The 15395-nt window shown below is 70.6% G+C and carries 14 protein-coding genes, 1 tRNA gene and 1 pseudogene; 12 read left to right on the forward strand and 4 right to left on the reverse strand.

What is annotated here, in order from left to right; genetic code table 11:
- From FV233_RS06775 to FV233_RS06800, 6 genes and pseudogenes are all read left to right on the forward strand, one after another.
- Positions 1-278, forward strand: a pseudogene (locus FV233_RS06775) (uroporphyrinogen-III synthase); the annotation flags it as partial.
- Entirely contained in the window at positions 241-2613 is a 2373-nt protein-coding gene (locus FV233_RS06780; protein WP_147897006.1) for a translation initiation factor 2, read from the forward strand. The pseudogene FV233_RS06775 and the gene FV233_RS06780, both read left to right, overlap by 38 nt.
- A 124-nt stretch (positions 2614-2737) precedes the next feature.
- Positions 2738-4234, forward strand: a complete 1497-nt coding sequence (locus tag FV233_RS06785) for a heme biosynthesis HemY N-terminal domain-containing protein (protein ID WP_147897007.1) — start codon at positions 2738-2740, stop codon at positions 4232-4234.
- A 240-nt stretch (positions 4235-4474) separates the two neighbouring features.
- A complete protein-coding gene (locus FV233_RS06790) occupies positions 4475-4930 on the forward strand; it encodes an NUDIX hydrolase (protein ID WP_147852963.1) in 456 nt (151 codons plus the stop codon).
- 85 nt (positions 4931-5015) lie between these two features.
- Positions 5016-5090, forward strand: a tRNA-Thr gene (locus FV233_RS06795).
- Between the two features lie 173 nt (positions 5091-5263).
- Entirely contained in the window at positions 5264-5545 is a 282-nt protein-coding gene (locus tag FV233_RS06800; RefSeq protein WP_147854702.1) for a hypothetical protein, read from the forward strand.
- A 136-nt stretch (positions 5546-5681) separates the two neighbouring features.
- Here the strand turns inward: FV233_RS06800 and FV233_RS06805 are convergent, their stop codons facing one another.
- The gene (locus FV233_RS06805; protein WP_147854703.1) at positions 5682-5927 is read right to left on the reverse strand and encodes a hypothetical protein; all 246 of its coding nucleotides are present in this window, start codon (positions 5925-5927) and stop codon (positions 5682-5684) included.
- A 385-nt stretch (positions 5928-6312) separates the two neighbouring features.
- On the opposite strand from FV233_RS06805, the gene FV233_RS06810 reads away from it, so the two are divergent.
- Together FV233_RS06810 and FV233_RS30180 are read left to right on the forward strand one after the other, a co-directional pair.
- Positions 6313-6696 carry an energy transducer TonB gene (locus FV233_RS06810; RefSeq protein WP_147897008.1) on the forward strand — a complete coding sequence of 128 codons (384 nt, stop codon included), beginning with the start codon at positions 6313-6315 and terminating at the stop codon, positions 6694-6696.
- 150 nt (positions 6697-6846) lie between these two features.
- Entirely contained in the window at positions 6847-6987 is a 141-nt protein-coding gene (locus FV233_RS30180) for a hypothetical protein (RefSeq protein WP_187278065.1), read from the forward strand.
- Positions 6988-6993: 6 nt separating this feature from the next.
- On the opposite strand, the gene FV233_RS06815 is transcribed toward FV233_RS30180, so the two are convergent.
- The 3 genes from FV233_RS06815 to FV233_RS06825 all read right to left on the reverse strand — a co-directional run bounded on the left by FV233_RS06815 (position 6994) and on the right by FV233_RS06825 (position 8984).
- Positions 6994-7191, reverse strand: coding sequence for a hypothetical protein (locus FV233_RS06815; RefSeq protein ID WP_238260554.1), 198 nt, complete (start codon positions 7189-7191; stop codon positions 6994-6996).
- A 152-nt stretch (positions 7192-7343) separates the two neighbouring features.
- On the reverse strand, positions 7344-8333 hold the full coding sequence (locus FV233_RS06820; protein ID WP_147854706.1) for an inorganic phosphate transporter: 990 nt from the start codon (positions 8331-8333) through the stop codon (positions 7344-7346).
- Positions 8334-8342: 9 nt separating this feature from the next.
- On the reverse strand, positions 8343-8984 hold the full coding sequence (locus tag FV233_RS06825) for a DUF47 domain-containing protein (RefSeq protein WP_147897009.1): 642 nt from the start codon (positions 8982-8984) through the stop codon (positions 8343-8345).
- 236 nt (positions 8985-9220) lie between these two features.
- Here FV233_RS06825 and FV233_RS06830 point away from each other — a divergent pair, with 236 nt between their 5' ends.
- The 4 genes from FV233_RS06830 (at position 9221) to FV233_RS06845 (ending at position 15379) form a co-directional block, all read left to right on the forward strand.
- Positions 9221-9457, forward strand: a complete 237-nt coding sequence (locus FV233_RS06830) for a hypothetical protein (protein WP_147897010.1) — start codon at positions 9221-9223, stop codon at positions 9455-9457.
- 923 nt (positions 9458-10380) lie between these two features.
- Complete coding sequence (locus FV233_RS30875; protein WP_210249476.1) at positions 10381-12834, forward strand: glycoside hydrolase family 16 protein; 2454 nt, start codon at positions 10381-10383, stop codon at positions 12832-12834.
- Between the two features lie 990 nt (positions 12835-13824).
- Positions 13825-14142, forward strand: coding sequence for a hypothetical protein (locus FV233_RS06840; protein WP_246689923.1), 318 nt, complete (start codon positions 13825-13827; stop codon positions 14140-14142).
- A 58-nt stretch (positions 14143-14200) separates the two neighbouring features.
- A complete protein-coding gene (locus FV233_RS06845; RefSeq protein WP_147897011.1) occupies positions 14201-15379 on the forward strand; it encodes an efflux RND transporter periplasmic adaptor subunit in 1179 nt (392 codons plus the stop codon).
- Positions 15380-15395: the final 16 nt, after the last annotated feature.

Genomic DNA, 15395 nt, shown 5'->3' on the forward strand with positions numbered 1-15395 from the left:
TCCCCACCCTGCCCCCTGCCGTGGGCGACGCACTCGCCGCCGGGGGCCTCGATGCCGCGCTGCATTATTCCCGCCGCAGCGCGGCCGTCGCGCTCGCGCTCGCGGATGGATCGGGGCACGGCGGAGCTTTCCGCCGCCTGAGGCATTACTGCCTGTCTGTTGATGTCGCGTTCCCCCTGGAAGCCGCCGGCATCGCGGTCCATTTCGTCGCGGCACGGCCGCGGGAAACGGACCTGCTCGATGCCCTCGCGCCACGCTTCGGTGGCGGCGCGCGGTGACAGCGGGACAGAGCCGCCGTATCTCGCCCTCGCGCCCGGTGCCGCCGCGGTGCTACGGGGGCGCGGCGACGCCGAAGAGTTGGAGGACTTGCCCGTGACGCCACCACCCAGCGACGCCGACAAGCCCGGAGCCGGCGGTCCGAAGCCGGGCGGCGCTCCGTCCACGCCTGCGCAACCCGATCCGGGCCGGACCGAGTCCAGGCCCGGTGCGAAGTCCCCCGCCCCCGCGGTGGGCGGGGCCAAGCCCGCGCAGGGCGCACCGAATCAGCTGGGTACACCCGGCACGGGATCTCCGGCGGCCGCCCCGCCCAAGCCGGCGACCGACCCGGTCTCGGCCGCCAAGCCGGGCAGCCCCGGCGCGGCCGACGGCAAGCCAGAAGCCGGCAAACCACTTGGCGACGGCGCCAAGCCGGGCGCCGCTGCAACGGATCGCCCCGGCGAGGCCAAGCCTGCGGCGTCGCAGCCGGGCGCCACGGCCTCGTCGGGCTCAGAATCCGCCAAGATGGCTTCCGGCATCGCCGGGCCGAAATCCGAACCTGGCAAGCCCGAACCTGGCAAGCCCGAACCTGGCAAGCCCGAACCTGGCAAGCCCGAACCCGGCAAATCCGAGGCGGCCAAGCCTGATCCCGCGAAGCCTGATCCCACCAAGCTGGATCCCACCAAGCTGGATCCAACGAAGTCGGCCCAGCCGGGTGCGGGCGCGCAGGGTGGCGGCGGTCCCCGCCCCGGCGCCACGGCCACGGGTGCCGCGGCCGCCGCGGTCACGGCTGGGCCGATCCTTGACTTGAAGGCCAAGCGCATTCCCGATCCGACGCCGCCCGGCAAGGACGCGCCGAAGGATGCGCCCAGGGACGGGTCGAAGGACGCCGCCCGGGAAACAGCGAAGGACGCCGCGAAGGAGCCTCCGAAGGGCTCCGGTACGACGGCCCTGACCCCCGTGACCCCGCCGGCCGGGCGGGCGCGGGCCGGTTTCGGCTCCCTGGCGGCGGCCGGCCTCATCGGCGGCCTGATCGGCGCGGGTGCGCTGTTCGGCGCCGAGCGTGCCGGCCTCGGCAATCTGCGTCCGAACGCCTCCGATCCGACCCTGTCCGGACAGGTCGCGTCCCTCGACAAGCGGGTGGACGGGCTCGCCCCGCGTGACGCCGTCGCCGACCTCGACAAGCGGGTCGCCGCCGCCGAGGCCGCGGCCCGGCAGGCTCTGGAGAAGGCCCCGGCCCCCGGCGGCGCTGCCACGGACGGGCAGGCGCCTGCGGCGAATGCCGCCGTGCCGACCGATTTCGCCGCGCGCCTCGACAGCCTCGATCAGCGGGTCGCCGCGCTTCAGGAGGAGCCCGGCCGGGATCAGGGGGGCGATGCGAAGCTCGGCGCGGCCCAGGCCGCCGATCCCAAGCAGGTCGCCGATCTGGATGCGCGCGTGAAGGCGCTCGAGGCCGACCAGCCCGACAAGGGGGCCGCGGCCGAGGCGTCGAAGACGATCGCCGCCCTGCAGGGCGAGGTCGAGCAGCGGACCAAGGCCAATGCCGAGGCCGACGCCGCGCTGGGCCAGCGCCTCGACGGCCTTCAGCAGGCCCTCGATGCCCGCGTGAAGGCCGCCACCGAGGCGGTTCAGGCGGCCACGCAGGCGAGCCGTACCGCCGCCGAGGCCGGCCAGACCCAGGCCGCCGAGGCCGCGAAGGCGGTCGACCGCCGTCTGCAGGAGCAGGCCGACAAGATCGCCGCGCTCGACAAGAGCGTGTCCCAGCGGGCCGAGATCTCCACCGTTCAGGCGGCGCTGCGGGTGGTGGTGGCCGACCGCGTCGCCTCGGCGCTCGCGGCCGGCATGCCCTACGCGGAGCCGCTCGCGACCCTGCGCAAGCTGGATCCGGGTGCGGAAGCCCAGGCCACGGCGCTCGCGCCCTTCGCCGAGACCGGCGCGCCGACCACGGCCCAGCTCGCCAACGCGTTCCGGCCGGTCGCCGAGCAGGTCGCCGCCAAGCGCCGGTCGCAGCTGTCCAGGAGCGCGGCCGAGACCGGCGATTTCCGCACCAAGCTCCTGAGCATGGCCGACGGCCTCGTGCAGGTGCGCAAGGTCGATGCGCCGGCCGCCGCCCCGGAGGCGTCCGACGAACCCGAGGCGAAGGTCCAGGCGGCGCTGGACCGCGGCGACCTGCCGGCGGCGTCGGCAGCCTTCGCGGCCCTGCCGCCCGAGATGCGCGACCAGGCCGGCGACTTCGCCGCCAAGCTCAAGGCCCGGGCCGCCGCCGAGGAGTCCGTTCGGGCCCTGCTCGCCGGCGCCTTCAAGGCCCTGCCGACGGATGCGGCCTCCGGTGCCGCCCCGGCGGCGTCCGGCCGCTAGACAGTGACGGCGTCGACCCGCGCGTCGCGCGGCTGCATCTTCTCCGGTCGGGCGCCCAGGCGCCCCGCCTCTCCCGCACCCAGCGGTGGCCGCCCGGCGGCCGCCGACAGGAGACACTGACCCCATGTGGCGCGCCCTCGCCTTCCTGGCCCTGCTCGCACTCGCCGCCTTCGGGGCGGTCTGGATCGCCGACCGGCCCGGCACCGTCACCGTCGTCTGGAACGGCTACCAGATCGGCACCAGCCTCGCGGTCGCCCTGGTCGGCGTGATCGCCGCGGCCATCGTCCTGGGCCTGCTCTGGGCGATCGTGCGCGGCGTGATCGGCCTGCCCGAGGCGCTGGTGCGCGGCTCGGCCGAGCGCCGCCGGGCGAAGGGCTTCTCCGCCCTCTCGCGCGGGATGGTGGCGGTGGGCTCGGGCGATCCGCTCGCCGCCCGGCGCTACGCCGGGGATGCCGAGCGCCTGCTCGGCCCCGAGCCGCTGACCCTCTTGCTCAAGGCCCAGGCGGCACAGATCTCCGGCGACCGCGACGCCGCCGAGAGCGCCTTCCAGCGCATGGTCGACGACCCCGAGACCCGGGTGCTCGGCCTGCGCGGCCTGTTCGTGGAGGCGCGCCGCCGCGAGGACGAGACCGCCGCCCGCGCCTACGCGGTGGAGGCAGCTCGCCTCGCCCCGAGCGTGACCTGGGCCAACGAGGCGATGCTGGAGGCGCAATCCGCCGACGGCGACTGGGGCTCGGCCCTGGAGACCATCGAGCGGCGCTCCTCCCTCGGCCTGATCGACAAGCCGACCGCCCGGCGCCAGCGGGCCGTCCTCCTGACGGCGATCGCCGGCGAGCGCGAGGCCGGCGAGCCGGAACTCGCCGCCGAGCGCGCCCTGCAGGCGGTCAAGCTCGCCCCCGACCTGGTTCCGGCGGCCTGCATCGCGGGGCGCCTGCTGTCGCGCCGGGGCGACCTGCGCAAGGCCGCCAAGGTCGTCGAGACGGCCTGGAAGACCAATCCGCACCCCGACCTCGCCAAGGTCTATCTCGGCTTGCGCCCCGGCGATTCGGTCCGCGACCGCCTGGCCCGGGCCGAAACCCTGGCCAAACTCTCGTCCTGGGATCCGGAATCCCGCCTCGCCGTGGCCCAGGCGTCCCTCGACGCGCGCGAATACGGCCGGGCCCGGGAGGCCCTGAAGCCGCTGCTCGCCGACCGCCCGACCGTCCGCTCGAGCCTGATGATGGCGGCGATCGAGGAGGCCGAGCACGGCGCCGCGTCCGGCCAGGCCCGCGAGTGGCTGTCCCGGGCGGCGCGGGCGCCGCGCGACCCGGTCTGGATCGCCGACGGCATCGCGTCCGACACCTGGGCGCCGGTCTCGCCGGTCAGCGGCCGGCTCGACGCCTTCGCGTGGCGCGAGCCGCCGAACACGCTCGCGCCCTCCGCGCCCGCGGTGGAGCAGGAGGAGCCCGAGATGCCGAAGCCCGTCCTCGTCCCGGCCGAGCCGACGCCGTCGGCCCCGCTTCCGACCATCATCCCCGCCGCCAGCCCGCCGGCTGGTCCGGGAGCCGACGCGGTCTCCGCCGGCATGGCGTCCGCAGCGGTCCCGGCCTCGGGGGAGCGGGCGGCGCGGCGGACGGCGTGACGGATCGGTCGGTCCAGCCTTAGCCAGGTAACTAGAGAGGAATCGGAGATATCAGTCTTGTGCTGAACTTTTCCCTCGCTCGCGCGCTTACGTTGACGTCACTTGCTGATACTGCGTACCTTGTTGCTGATGCATGCCCGCGCCGACCGAGGATCAGACGATCTGCTCTCCGCTTCAAATCCCTGTCGCGCCGTCGATCCGGCGGGGCACAATGCGGGTTCCGACCCGGCCGGTCCTGCCGTGACGGCCGCGGTCGAGGATACGACTGAACCGCGCCGGCAGGTGGGTGTCCTGCCGTTCCAGCAGGGGCGCGACGGCGAGAACCGGATTCTCCTGGTGACCTCCCGGGAAAGCCGGCGGTGGGTCATCCCGAAGGGGTGGCCGATGAAGGGCCGCAAGCCGTTCGAGGCAGCGGCGCGCGAAGCCTACGAGGAAGCCGGCCTGCGCGGCGATGTCGGCAAGCGTCCGCTCGGCTACTACGTCTACCAGAAGCGCCTGAAGAACCTCGACGCGGTCCTGTGCCAGGTCAAGGTGTTCCCGCTCAAGGTTCGCAAGCAGCTCAAGAACTTCCCCGAGGTGAACCAGCGCGAGCTGCGCTGGTTCACGCCCGCTGAGGCTGCCGAGGCCGTGTCCGAACCGGGCCTCGCGGCGATCATTCGCGCGACATGCCGGCAAGTTAAGGCGACGGACGCGTAACCCACCGTTGCCAAGCCGGCGATGATCCGTTATTGCCCCTCTCAGCCGGACGGACACGCCCCCAAGCGGGGTCGCCACGGCGCTTGCTGCGGTAGCTCAGTGGTAGAGCACTTCATTGGTAATGAAGAGGTCGACAGTTCAATCCTGTCTCGCAGCACCAGAATTTCTCCTGACTGACTAATCGTTTCAAGGGTGCGATGGGCTTTCACGCGAAGCCTTGCGCCGATCTTCGGGCTCGGGGCACGGATCGCCGGAAAGGCGTCGTCGAGCCTGTCGGCGTCTCGCGGTGCCTCGGATGGCGCGCCGTTCCATCCGTTTGGGGATGATGCGGAATTGAACACGACGGCCCTCTTCACCATGCTGGGTATCGTCCTCGGCTGGGTCGTCCTGGCCGGGGCCGCGCTGCTGTCGGGCCGGATCGCCACCTTCGCGTTCATGGTCCTGACGGTGGTGGCGCTGTTCCTCTACGTGCCCTGGGTCAGGCTGCGCGCCAGCGGGATCGAGGGCTCGAGCCGGCCGGTCCGGTTCTGGACGAATGTCGCGATGCTGGTGGTCAGCCTCGCGGCCGGCCTCGCCTTCGCGGTGATGCTGGCCCGGCGGATGGGGTACTTGTAGCCGGAGGCTCGCCGCGAGCACCGCCGGACGATGTCTCGCGCTGCTTCATCCTCCCGTCAGCGGCATCGGAGTCTCGGCGTCTCCTGCAGGACGTGCAGCGATGCCGAACGCCGAACCGAGCCGGCGTCCGCGGGCCTCAGTGCTTCGTCAGGCTGTCGAGGGTCTCGTTCTGCCCGAGCGTGTCCGAGAACCGTCCGAGGCGGCTGAGGCTCGGCTCGTTCAGGCCGCCGGCGTTGGCGAAGGTGGCCAACGCGATGCCGACCAGAAAGCTGGCTTCCTCGGCGGTGACCGCCCGACCGCTCAGCGTGCTGGCCGCCCCGCGCACGGCGAGCACGGCCTGCTGGAACGCGGGGTCGTTCTGCAGCTCCGCCAATCGAGTCATCTGAGGCTTTCTCCTGGATCACTGTGTGATGTCTGCGGCTTCGCCGGAGCCTGTGGACCACGGGCGCGGATGGCTCAAGCGGTGCCGCGCCTGCGTCCCGGAACCGGGACCATGCCGGCGGCTCTGGTCTGTCTCGAAACCGGATGATCGACCATCATAAGCGTCACGCTAGGCGGGTTTCACATCATGGATCAAGGTTTCCATCCGGCCGTCTGACGATCCGCAACGGATCGGAACCGTCGAGATCGTGGCGCGGGGACGTCGGCTCCGGCCCGCGGCACCGCAGGCCTCGCCCCCCGGATGCCCGGCCCGGGGTCACGGCCGGTAAACCCTTCCGCGTGAGGATAGCCGGGCCACCATTCAGGCACAGGATCGTTGTTCCAGCATGTCGTCACGCGTGTTGAGTTACGGGACCGCCGCGCTCCTCGGCGTTCTGCTGCTGCCCTGGCCGTCGGCGGCGCGGACGGGGGTCTCGCCCGCAGTGCGCATCTGGCTGTCCGGCCTCGTCACCCGGATTGACGCGGTCGATCGCACCGATCGGCACGCGAACACCCGCAGGGCGGCCGGCACCGTGCTGGTTCGGATCGAGATCGCCGCCGACGGTACGGTCCGTCAGGCCGAGATCGAGCGCAGTTCGGGCTCCCGCGGCCTCGACCGGCGGGCGCTCCGGGCGGTGCAGGGCGCGAGCCCGTTCAAGGCGCCCCCGGCCGAGCTGCTGGCCGAGGACGGGGTCGCCGACCTCAGCGTTCCGGTGCAGTTCGGGCGCTAAAGCATCGTTCCGAACGCCGGCCGCCGCGGCTTTCGCAAACAAGACGATGCGCGAGCCTCGGCCTCGGAAACGCGCGGCGCCGGCCTGAAACTTTTTTCGAATCGCCCCCGTTCGCGTCTGCAATCAGAAGGCGCGTCCGGGAGGTTGATGGTGAGAGACACATTCGCGCGGCTGCGCCGCGACGAGACGAAGCGGCCGCCCCTGCCCCTCGTGGTCTCGTGGCTGGCGGTGTCGGTGGGGATGTGGGTCGTGATCTACGCCTATTCCGGCCGCGTGATCTGGACCTGGTGACCGGGTTCAGCGGTCGTCGTGACCGCGCGCGCCGATGAAGGCTCCGATCAGGTATCCGGATTGGTGGGCCGCCAGATAGGCGAGCAGAACCAGGACTTTCACGGCATCGATCGTGGACGTCAACGCCCAGAGGGGCAGGCAGACCAGGGCGATCAGCACCGAACTCGCCACGACGGCCGGGGCCCGATAGAGCCAGCCTTCCACGATTCCCGCCGTGCATAAAAGGGCCGCGATAAGCAACAAGCAGCACCTTGTTCGGCGTAATAGTGAGATTTATAGCTCAATCCTACGCATATTGCTATATTAAGCTTCTTAAATTCGATTTTGCCCGCGGGACGTATATTTTTCCCGGCGGGTCACGGCAGCACGAAGCCGGAGACGCCGTAGATCAGCGCCGCGACCAGTGCCGCGGCCGGCATCGTGACCACCCAGGCGATCACGATGCCCTGGGCGATGTTCCAGCGCACCGCCGAGACCCGCTTGGCCGCGCCGACCCCGATGATCGCCCCGGTGATCGTGTGGGTGGTCGAGACCGGGATCCCGAACGCGGTGGCGGCGAACAGGGTGATTGCCCCGCCGGTCTCGGCGCAGAAGCCCTGCATCGGCGACAGCCGGGTGATCTTCGAGCCCATCGTGTGGACGATGCGCCAGCCGCCGAGCAGCGTGCCGAGCGCCATGGCGGTCTGGCAGGACAGCACCACCCAGAGCGGTACGTGGAACGCCCCGCCCTCCTCCCCGTGGGCGTAGAGCAGCACCGCGATGATGCCCATGGTCTTCTGCGCGTCGTTGCCGCCATGGCCGAGCGAGTAGAGCGAGGCCGAGACGAACTGCATCCCCCGGAACAGCCGGTCCACGGCGTGAGGGGTCGAGCGCACGAAGATCCACGACACCGCCAGCATCAGAAGCAGACCGAGGCCGAAGCCCAGGGCAGGCGAGAGCACGATGGCGGCGCTGGTGGCGATCACGCCGGGCCAGACGATCGCGCCGAGGCCCGCCTTGGCGATGCCGGCTCCGAGCAGGCCGCCGATCAGTGCGTGCGAGCTCGAGGATGGGATGCCGGCGTACCACGTGATCAGGTTCCAGCTGATCGCGCCGCCCAGCGCCCCCAGGATCACCCGGTCGGTCACCACGTCGACATCGACGATGCCCGACCCGACCGTGCCGGCGACGTGCAGGCCGAAGATCAGGAACGCCACGAAGTTGAAGAACGCCGCCCAGATGACGGCGTAGCGGGGTGCGAGCACCCGGGTCGACACGATGGTGGCGATCGAGTTCGCGGCGTCGTGCAGCCCGTTCAGGAAATCGAAGACCAGGGCGACGGCGATGAGGACGATCAGGAGGGTCACGCGGTGGGCTCAGACATGCTCGACCACGATGCTGCTGATCTGGTTGGCGACATCCTCGAACCGGTCCATGACCTTCTCCAGGTGGTCGTACAGTTCGGACCCGACCACGAAGGCCATGGGATCCTGCCGGGAGGCCTTGAACAGGGCCTTGAGCCCGGCATTGTGCAGGTCGTCGGCCCGGCCTTCGAGTTGGATGACCCGCTCGGTCAGGGTGTTCAGGACGGTCGCGTTCTCGCCCAGCGCCCGCAGCTTCGGCATCGCCTCCGCGGTGGCTGCGGCGGCCTCCTGGATCACCGCCCCCATCTCGCGCATCGACGGCTCGAAGGCGGTGACCTCGAACAGCTGCACCGTCTTGGCGGTCTTGAGCATCTGGTCGATGGCGTCGTCCAGGGAGCCGACCAGGGCCTGGATGTCGCCCCGGTCGAACGGGGTGATGAAGGTCCGCCGCACGGCCAGCAGGGCGTCCCGGGTGATCGTGTCGGCCTCGTCCTCGTGGTCGGCGATCGCCTGGCAGGCCACCGGCACGTCCTGGGTGCCGTCGAGCAGGGCCCGGAGTGCGGCCGCGCCGCCGACGAGGGTGGCGGCATGGCGCTCGAACAGGTCGAAGAACCGGTCTTCCCTCGGCATCAACGCACGAAACCAGCCCAGCATGTGACGTCCCGGTTCGAGGATCAGTATCCGTGCAAGCTCGACTGCCAGAGACGCCTAGCATGACGATCCGCGGTTCGCATCAGCCGGCACCGGTCAGGTCATACATTCGGGCTGTGTCAATCATTGACGATATCGATTTCCATTATCGATCCGATCTGTTTGGATCATGACGCAGTGCAACGTAAATAGTGCCTCGACACCGGGCGTCGGACCCGGACAGCAAGAGGTATCCCACCATGACCACGCGTTCCCTGATCCTGGCCGCCCTGGCCTCCGTCCTGGCCTCCGTGCCGACGATCGGTTCCGCCCTGGCGGACGAGGCCATCAACCTGACGCCGCCGCTCTATCGGGAGCAGGCCCGGGTGATCTCGACCACCCGTCCCGCGACCGAGCTGGCGACCACGCCGCGCCTCGTCCCGGCGGCTCCGACCACCACCCGGGTCATCACCGCGACCGCGATGCCGACCCGCTGATGCGGGCCGGACGCCTCACGGCGCCTCCCCATGGCACATCGCTAAAACGCATCCCGGAGCACGCAGACCCGCTCCGGGATGCCGCCGACCGATCGCATCACCCGAGCGCCCGGCGGGTGCCGGACCGGCGGTCCCGGATGCAAGATCCCGAGGCCGCGTGAGCGCGTGACCGCATAAGACTCCGTCGGAATCGCGGATCTGCCCGATCAGTCACGGCGACGGGCTCGCCCTTTCGGGTCGGGCTCTTTGAACGGGGACGGCTCGATCGGTAGGCAATCGATCCTCGGGCCTGCTCCGGCTTCAGCCAACGGGCGTCCGAAGGCCGGCCACCATCGGCTCCCGGCACAGTCACGGGCGGGCCCGGATCGTCGCACCTACGGCTTCGTATCGAGACCCCACAATTCTCCTCGAATCCGATCCGCTCGACCTGAGCCCGGCGGGATCCGAGTTGGGCAGGATCCGCCCCACCCGATACGAATCGACGCCGCGCAACGACCGCACGCCCGTGACGGCGCGGGGACCGGCCCGCAGGATAACCCGCTCTCGGCGCAGGATTTCATCCGCCGAGCCTGGCTGCCGGATCGGCGATCGCAGACGACACCGGTCTCCATCGCGCCAGGTCTCGGACGGACCGGCGGTAGGAAGATAGGCTTACGCGCGGTATGGCTCGACAGCAACTGTCAATCCCGAATGCAGCATCGAACGAGCATGATCTGCATACGTCGAAATCGGGATCTTGAATGCTGCACAAATACAAATCTTGACAGCAGCGCAACCACGTACGTAATGTTTCCACAGTGTTAAATTTAGGAAAAATAGCTGAGTAGGTTGCCCGTCCACTCGGGTGGCTGACGCGACGTAGGCAAGCTCTCTTGTGCTGCGATGGATCAATCGCGCCCTGCTGCAAGTCTGGGGAAACATTCATGGTCGACTTGACCGGTTATAAACTAACCTTCGACGAAGAATTCAACACCCGCAGCATTTCACAGACCGGCGCGGGGACCACCTGGGCCGATATCCGCGCGCAAGACCGCGGCGACGCGAACGCCGATGTCGGGTTCGGCCATTCGTCCTTCGTGGACAAGGGGTCTGGCTACGACCCGTTCCAGCTCCAGAACGGCGCCCTGTCGATCACGGCGGTCCCGGACAGGACCTCGTCCGGCGTGCCGGGCAGCTGGGAATCCGGCCTGCTGACGACCCAGGGCAACTTCTCGCAGACCTACGGGTATTTCGAAGTCCGGGCCGACTTCTCCGAGCAGGTCGGCGCCTGGGACGCGTTCTGGCTGCTGCCCAACCAGCAGAAGCCCGACCCCTATAACGCGGGCCAGCACCAGGAGCTGGACGTCGTCGAGCGCTACGGCGACGGGCCGAGCACCGTCTACAGCACGATCCACACGACGGACCAGACGCCGAACATCCCCTGGCAGCAGAACCGCCAGGTCACCAGCGTGATGCCGGACAAGAACGGCTACCATACCTACGGCATGAACTGGCAGGCCGACCGGATCAGCTTCTACGTCGACGGCCAAATGGCCGGCTCGCAGGCGACCCCGTCGGACCTGCACAGCCCGATGTACATGCTGGTCAATCTGGCCACGCAGGGGGGCGGCAGCAACAACGCCGATCTCGCCGGCGTGCCGATCAGCTCGAAGATCGATTACGTCCGCGCCTATTCGAAGGATCCGACCGCGGTCGCCGTGAAGCTCGACACCGTGTCGAGCCCGGACGGCCGGGACCCGGGCCTGTACGGCGCCGCCTCGGCCACTTCGACGACAACCGCCGCGACCACGGCGAGCGCGGCGAAGGGCACGACGAGCACGGCCACCAGCGCCACCGGCTCGGCCGCGCCCTCCGGCACGACCACGAGTTCCGCTTCGTCGGGGGCTACCGCGACGACGGCCACCAAGCCGGCGACGGGTTCGACCACAACCACGGCATCGGGAACGACCAACCCGACGACCGGCTCGGCCACCCCGCCGACGACGGGCTCCACGGCCACGATTGCCGCGACCCCCAAGCCCAGCGTCTCGACCGCCCCGACGACGGGGTCCGGTACCTCCACGCCGTCGGCCGTTCAGAACCCACCGGTCGGCGCGTCTTCGGGCTCGACCAGTGCCACGCCGGGAACGAGCGCGCCCACCGCCAGCGCGGCGCCCACGACAGCACCATCGGCGGCACCGTCTACGGCCCCTGGCGCGAGCACCACCCACACGACGGCGCAAACCAGCGCCGCGGCCGCGCCGAACAGCACTGCTTCGAGCGCAACCGGCAGCGCGAACGGTGGAACGCATGCGCCCACCACGGGCGCGACGGCGCCGGCTGCAACCTCCACGACGAATGCGGGTGGCTCAACGACTCCGGCTGCGGGTTCCGCCGTCTCGTCTCCGCCGGCCAGCACCGCTCCCGCCACCGGAAGCGGGACCGGCACGGCAGGCGGCCATGCGACGACGGGGGCCCAACCGACCACCGTCAGCGCAGCGCCTGCCGCGCCGACGCCGAATGCCGCCGGCACGACAACCGCGACGGTGACCTCCAGCGCGCCGACCCGTGCCGCTCCCAGCTCGGTGAGCAGCGCGAACGGCGGATCGCACACGAGCGCGGGCGCGTCGCCGCAGACCGCCGCGGAGACGACCCATTCGGGCGGCGCGACCATTGCGGCCCCGGGTTCGGCGCCGCCTCCGACCACCGTCAGCGCAGCACCCCAGGCTCCTGCCCCGACGACGGGCTCTGCGGGGACGGCGAACCTGTCCGCGTCCCCCGTCTCGGCTCAATCCGCGGCCGGCTCGGCCTCGACCACGCCGGCAAACGGCATGGCCCACACGCCGACCACGGGACCGGGCGCCGCGGCCCCGGCGAACCTCGGCACGACGGCGGTGACGACCCCACCCGGCGGGGCCAGCGCAAACGGTGTCGCCACCCCCGCCGCGAGCCCGGCGAGCGTGGCCTCGGTGACGACCAGCGCCACCGCGCAGCCGGCCATGGCCACCGCTCCGACCAACCCAGCCTCGACCGTGGCCTCCGCCTCCGGCGGTGCGGCGCGGCCGGCGCTCGGCAGCGCCACCCGGCCTCCAGCGGGCACTCAGAACCCGTATCCGCCGAACGGCAACCCGATCGCCCCCGCGCCGACAGCCCCCATCAATTCCGGCAGCGCAACGAGCGCGTCCCCGGCCGCATCCGCGGGCGCCACGAACCCGCAGGGTTCAGCCGTCCCGGCGGCGGTGAGCAAGGCGCCCGCGTATGAGACGTTCTCCGTCCCCGAGAGCCAGCGGAAAGCCGCGATCGCCATGATGGCGAAGATCAATAAAGGCGAAGCCAGCCCACCTGCGACCACCGACTGGTTCACCAGGCTGTCCAACATCCTGATGCATCTCTGGTAGGCGCGGCTTCCGAACGCGGTTTCGGAGGCGCCTGCGAGCGCAGGCCGCTTCGCGCGCCGGGACCTGTGGATCTCCGCAGCCGGTGGGATGGTGCGTGGTGTGACCTTGCGGTTCGCGCTTGGCACCTGCCAGCGCAGTCCGGCCCGTTGCTGACCGACCCGGTCCGCAACGGGCCGGTGCCCGCCGTTTCCCAGTATGAGAAGCTCGCCGGCGGCTTGGCCACCGGGGCGACCGCCGCCCGATGGTGCCGCGCGGCAAACCGCAAGACGGCGGCCGGGCGCAGTTCCACGTCCTCTACGCATCGCGCTCGCCCGCGCCGAACCGGCATCCACGTTGCCGGCGAGCGGCTGGGGTCGGAGCGGGTCCGCCCCGATGGGAGGCCCCGACTCGGGCCCTCATGCGCCGGGCTCGATCGGTGACGCGGAGACGCCAGCCGCCTCCCGGCAGCGGGTCGGCCACCGTTCCGATCCGTCGGGCTGCACGGGCTGTCTCGCGACGCGGCCTGCCTCGCCAGCATCGGCAGCGCGCCGCATCCGGAAGCGCCCCCTCGCAGTCGCGGTGCTCGATACGCTCGTGCCGGCGGATCCGACAGGGGCATGCGTCTACGACGGGATGCGGTGCCTCGAATGCAATAACGTCGACCTGCCGGCTCAGTACGGCGGTCGTTCTGCCATCCGGAAAACGGTGCCTGGTGACCAGCCCGGCGCCTGGGCTTCAAGAGTGGCATTTCACATTCGGTAATCAATTCAGAGAAAGCCGATCGTTTCCGCGGCGCGAATGACAATTATCAGTAGAAATCCACTCTGATGGCTCGCCTTTCGAGGTCGGCGCGCGTGTAGCCTGTGGTATCCCTTGCGAACCGGCGGCCGAATCGGGTTTGTCCTGCGCAGAGACACCGCGGCATCGCGGGGCGCGACACCTGAGGAGGATGGCCGCGGCTTGGATCGATCGGTTGGCCCGGTCGGCGCAGTGACCGGAGGCGTATCGACGATGATGATCGCTATTCCCGCCTTGCTGATGGGAGCGACCCTGGCGGTGCCGGTCGCGGACCGCATGCCGGCCTTCGATGTCGGGCCGGGGTGCCGGGCGGCCACCACGCTGATGACCCTCGATCCCAAGCGGCAGAAACTCTGCCTCGACGACGAGGCGTCGGCCCGCGCGCAGGTCGCCCAGCAATGGGCGCGCTATCCGGCCGGCGACCGGACGCGCTGCACCGCGGAGGCCCAGCTGGACGGCCTGCCGAGCTACGTCGATCTGCTCGAGTGCCTGACCCTCGCCCGCGAGGCCAAGGCGGAAGACAAGTGGTAGCCCCGGCAGGATCTCCGCCCACGACCGTCCCGTAACGATCCCAGTCGAGGGGCCGCCCGTGCCGATCGCGCTACAGTTTCCCGGCCCTGCCCGCCTCCTGGTCGTCGCGACCCTCGCGGCGCTGGCGGCCGGGTGCCACGACACCAACCAGTACGTTCCGCCGCCGCCCCCGAGCGTCTCGGTGGCGCAGCCGGTCGCGCGCACGGTGACGCGCTACTTCGAGCTGACCGGCAACACCAAGGCGTTCGCGGCCGTCGATCTCGAGGCCCGCGTCCAGGGGTTTCTGGAGGGGATCAGCTATACGGACGGGGCCGTGGTGAAGAAGGGCGCGCCGCTCTTCTCCATCCAGCGCAACACCTACGAGGCGCAGCTCAAGCAGGCGCAGGGCGCCCTGGCCGCGCAGCAGGCCGCCCTGGCCAACGCCCAGTCGGAGTACCAGCGCCAGTCCACCCTGGGACGGCAGGAGTTCGCCTCGCAGGCGCGGGTGGAGGATGCCAAGACCAAGCTGGACCAGGCCACCGCCGCCGTGTTGGAGGCGCAGGCCAACCTGGATATCGCCGCGATCAACCTCGGCTACACGCAGGTCTCCGCGCCCTTCGACGGGGTGGTCACCAATCACCTGGTGGATGTCGGGGCGCTCGTCGGCATCAGCGGGCCGACCAAGCTGGCGCAGCTCGTGCGCATCGACCCCCTCTATATCTACTTCAACGTCAGCGAGCAGCAGGTCCTGCTGGTCAAGCAGCACCTCCTCGCGACGCAGCGGACGTTGGGCGACCTGTCCAAGATCCCGGTGGAGATCGGCCTGCAGGACGAGGCCGGCTATCCGCATACCGGCAAGCTGGACTACCTCGCGCCGCAGGTGGACCCGTCCACCGGCACGCTGCTGGCGCGGGCGCTCATCGACAACGCCGATCACGCGCTCCTGCCGGGCCTGTTCGTGCGGGTCCGGATCCCGGTCGGACGCGACGACAAGGCCCTGCTGGTCCGCGACGACGCCATCGGGACGAACCAGCAGGGCAGCTACCTGCTCACGGTCGGGGCCGACGACACGGTCGCGCAGCGGGTGGTGACGCTCGGTCCGCGGGACGGGCGCGACCGGGTGATCCTGACGGGGCTCAAACCCGACGCGTGGGTCGTCACGGACGGCATCCAGCGGGCCATCCCGGGGGCCAAGGTCGCGCCCCGGAAGGTGGCGCCGGCCGACGCTTCCGCCGACCCGGCGCCGGTTCAGCGGTGAGACGCCGGCCGTCGGC

This window comes from Methylobacterium sp. WL7 (genome assembly GCF_008040085.1).
Lineage (GTDB): Bacteria > Pseudomonadota > Alphaproteobacteria > Rhizobiales > Beijerinckiaceae > Methylobacterium > Methylobacterium mesophilicum.

Excerpts from the sequence above, each read along its gene's own strand:
- FV233_RS06805 (WP_147854703.1), bottom strand. The coding sequence starts at position 5,927 with ATGACTCGATTGGCGGAGCTGCAGAACGACCCCGCGTTCCAGCAGGCC.
- FV233_RS06785 (WP_147897007.1), top strand. The coding sequence starts at position 2,738 with ATGTGGCGCGCCCTCGCCTTCCTGGCCCTGCTCGCACTCGCCGCCTTC.
- FV233_RS06825 (WP_147897009.1), bottom strand. The coding sequence starts at position 8,984 with ATGCTGGGCTGGTTTCGTGCGTTGATGCCGAGGGAAGACCGGTTCTTC.
- FV233_RS30875 (WP_210249476.1), top strand. The coding sequence starts at position 10,381 with ATGGTCGACTTGACCGGTTATAAACTAACCTTCGACGAAGAATTCAAC.
- FV233_RS06840 (WP_246689923.1), top strand. The coding sequence starts at position 13,825 with ATGATGATCGCTATTCCCGCCTTGCTGATGGGAGCGACCCTGGCGGTG.
- FV233_RS06780 (WP_147897006.1), top strand. The coding sequence starts at position 241 with ATGCCCTCGCGCCACGCTTCGGTGGCGGCGCGCGGTGACAGCGGGACA.
- FV233_RS06810 (WP_147897008.1), top strand. The coding sequence starts at position 6,313 with ATGTCGTCACGCGTGTTGAGTTACGGGACCGCCGCGCTCCTCGGCGTT.
- FV233_RS06830 (WP_147897010.1), top strand. The coding sequence starts at position 9,221 with ATGACCACGCGTTCCCTGATCCTGGCCGCCCTGGCCTCCGTCCTGGCC.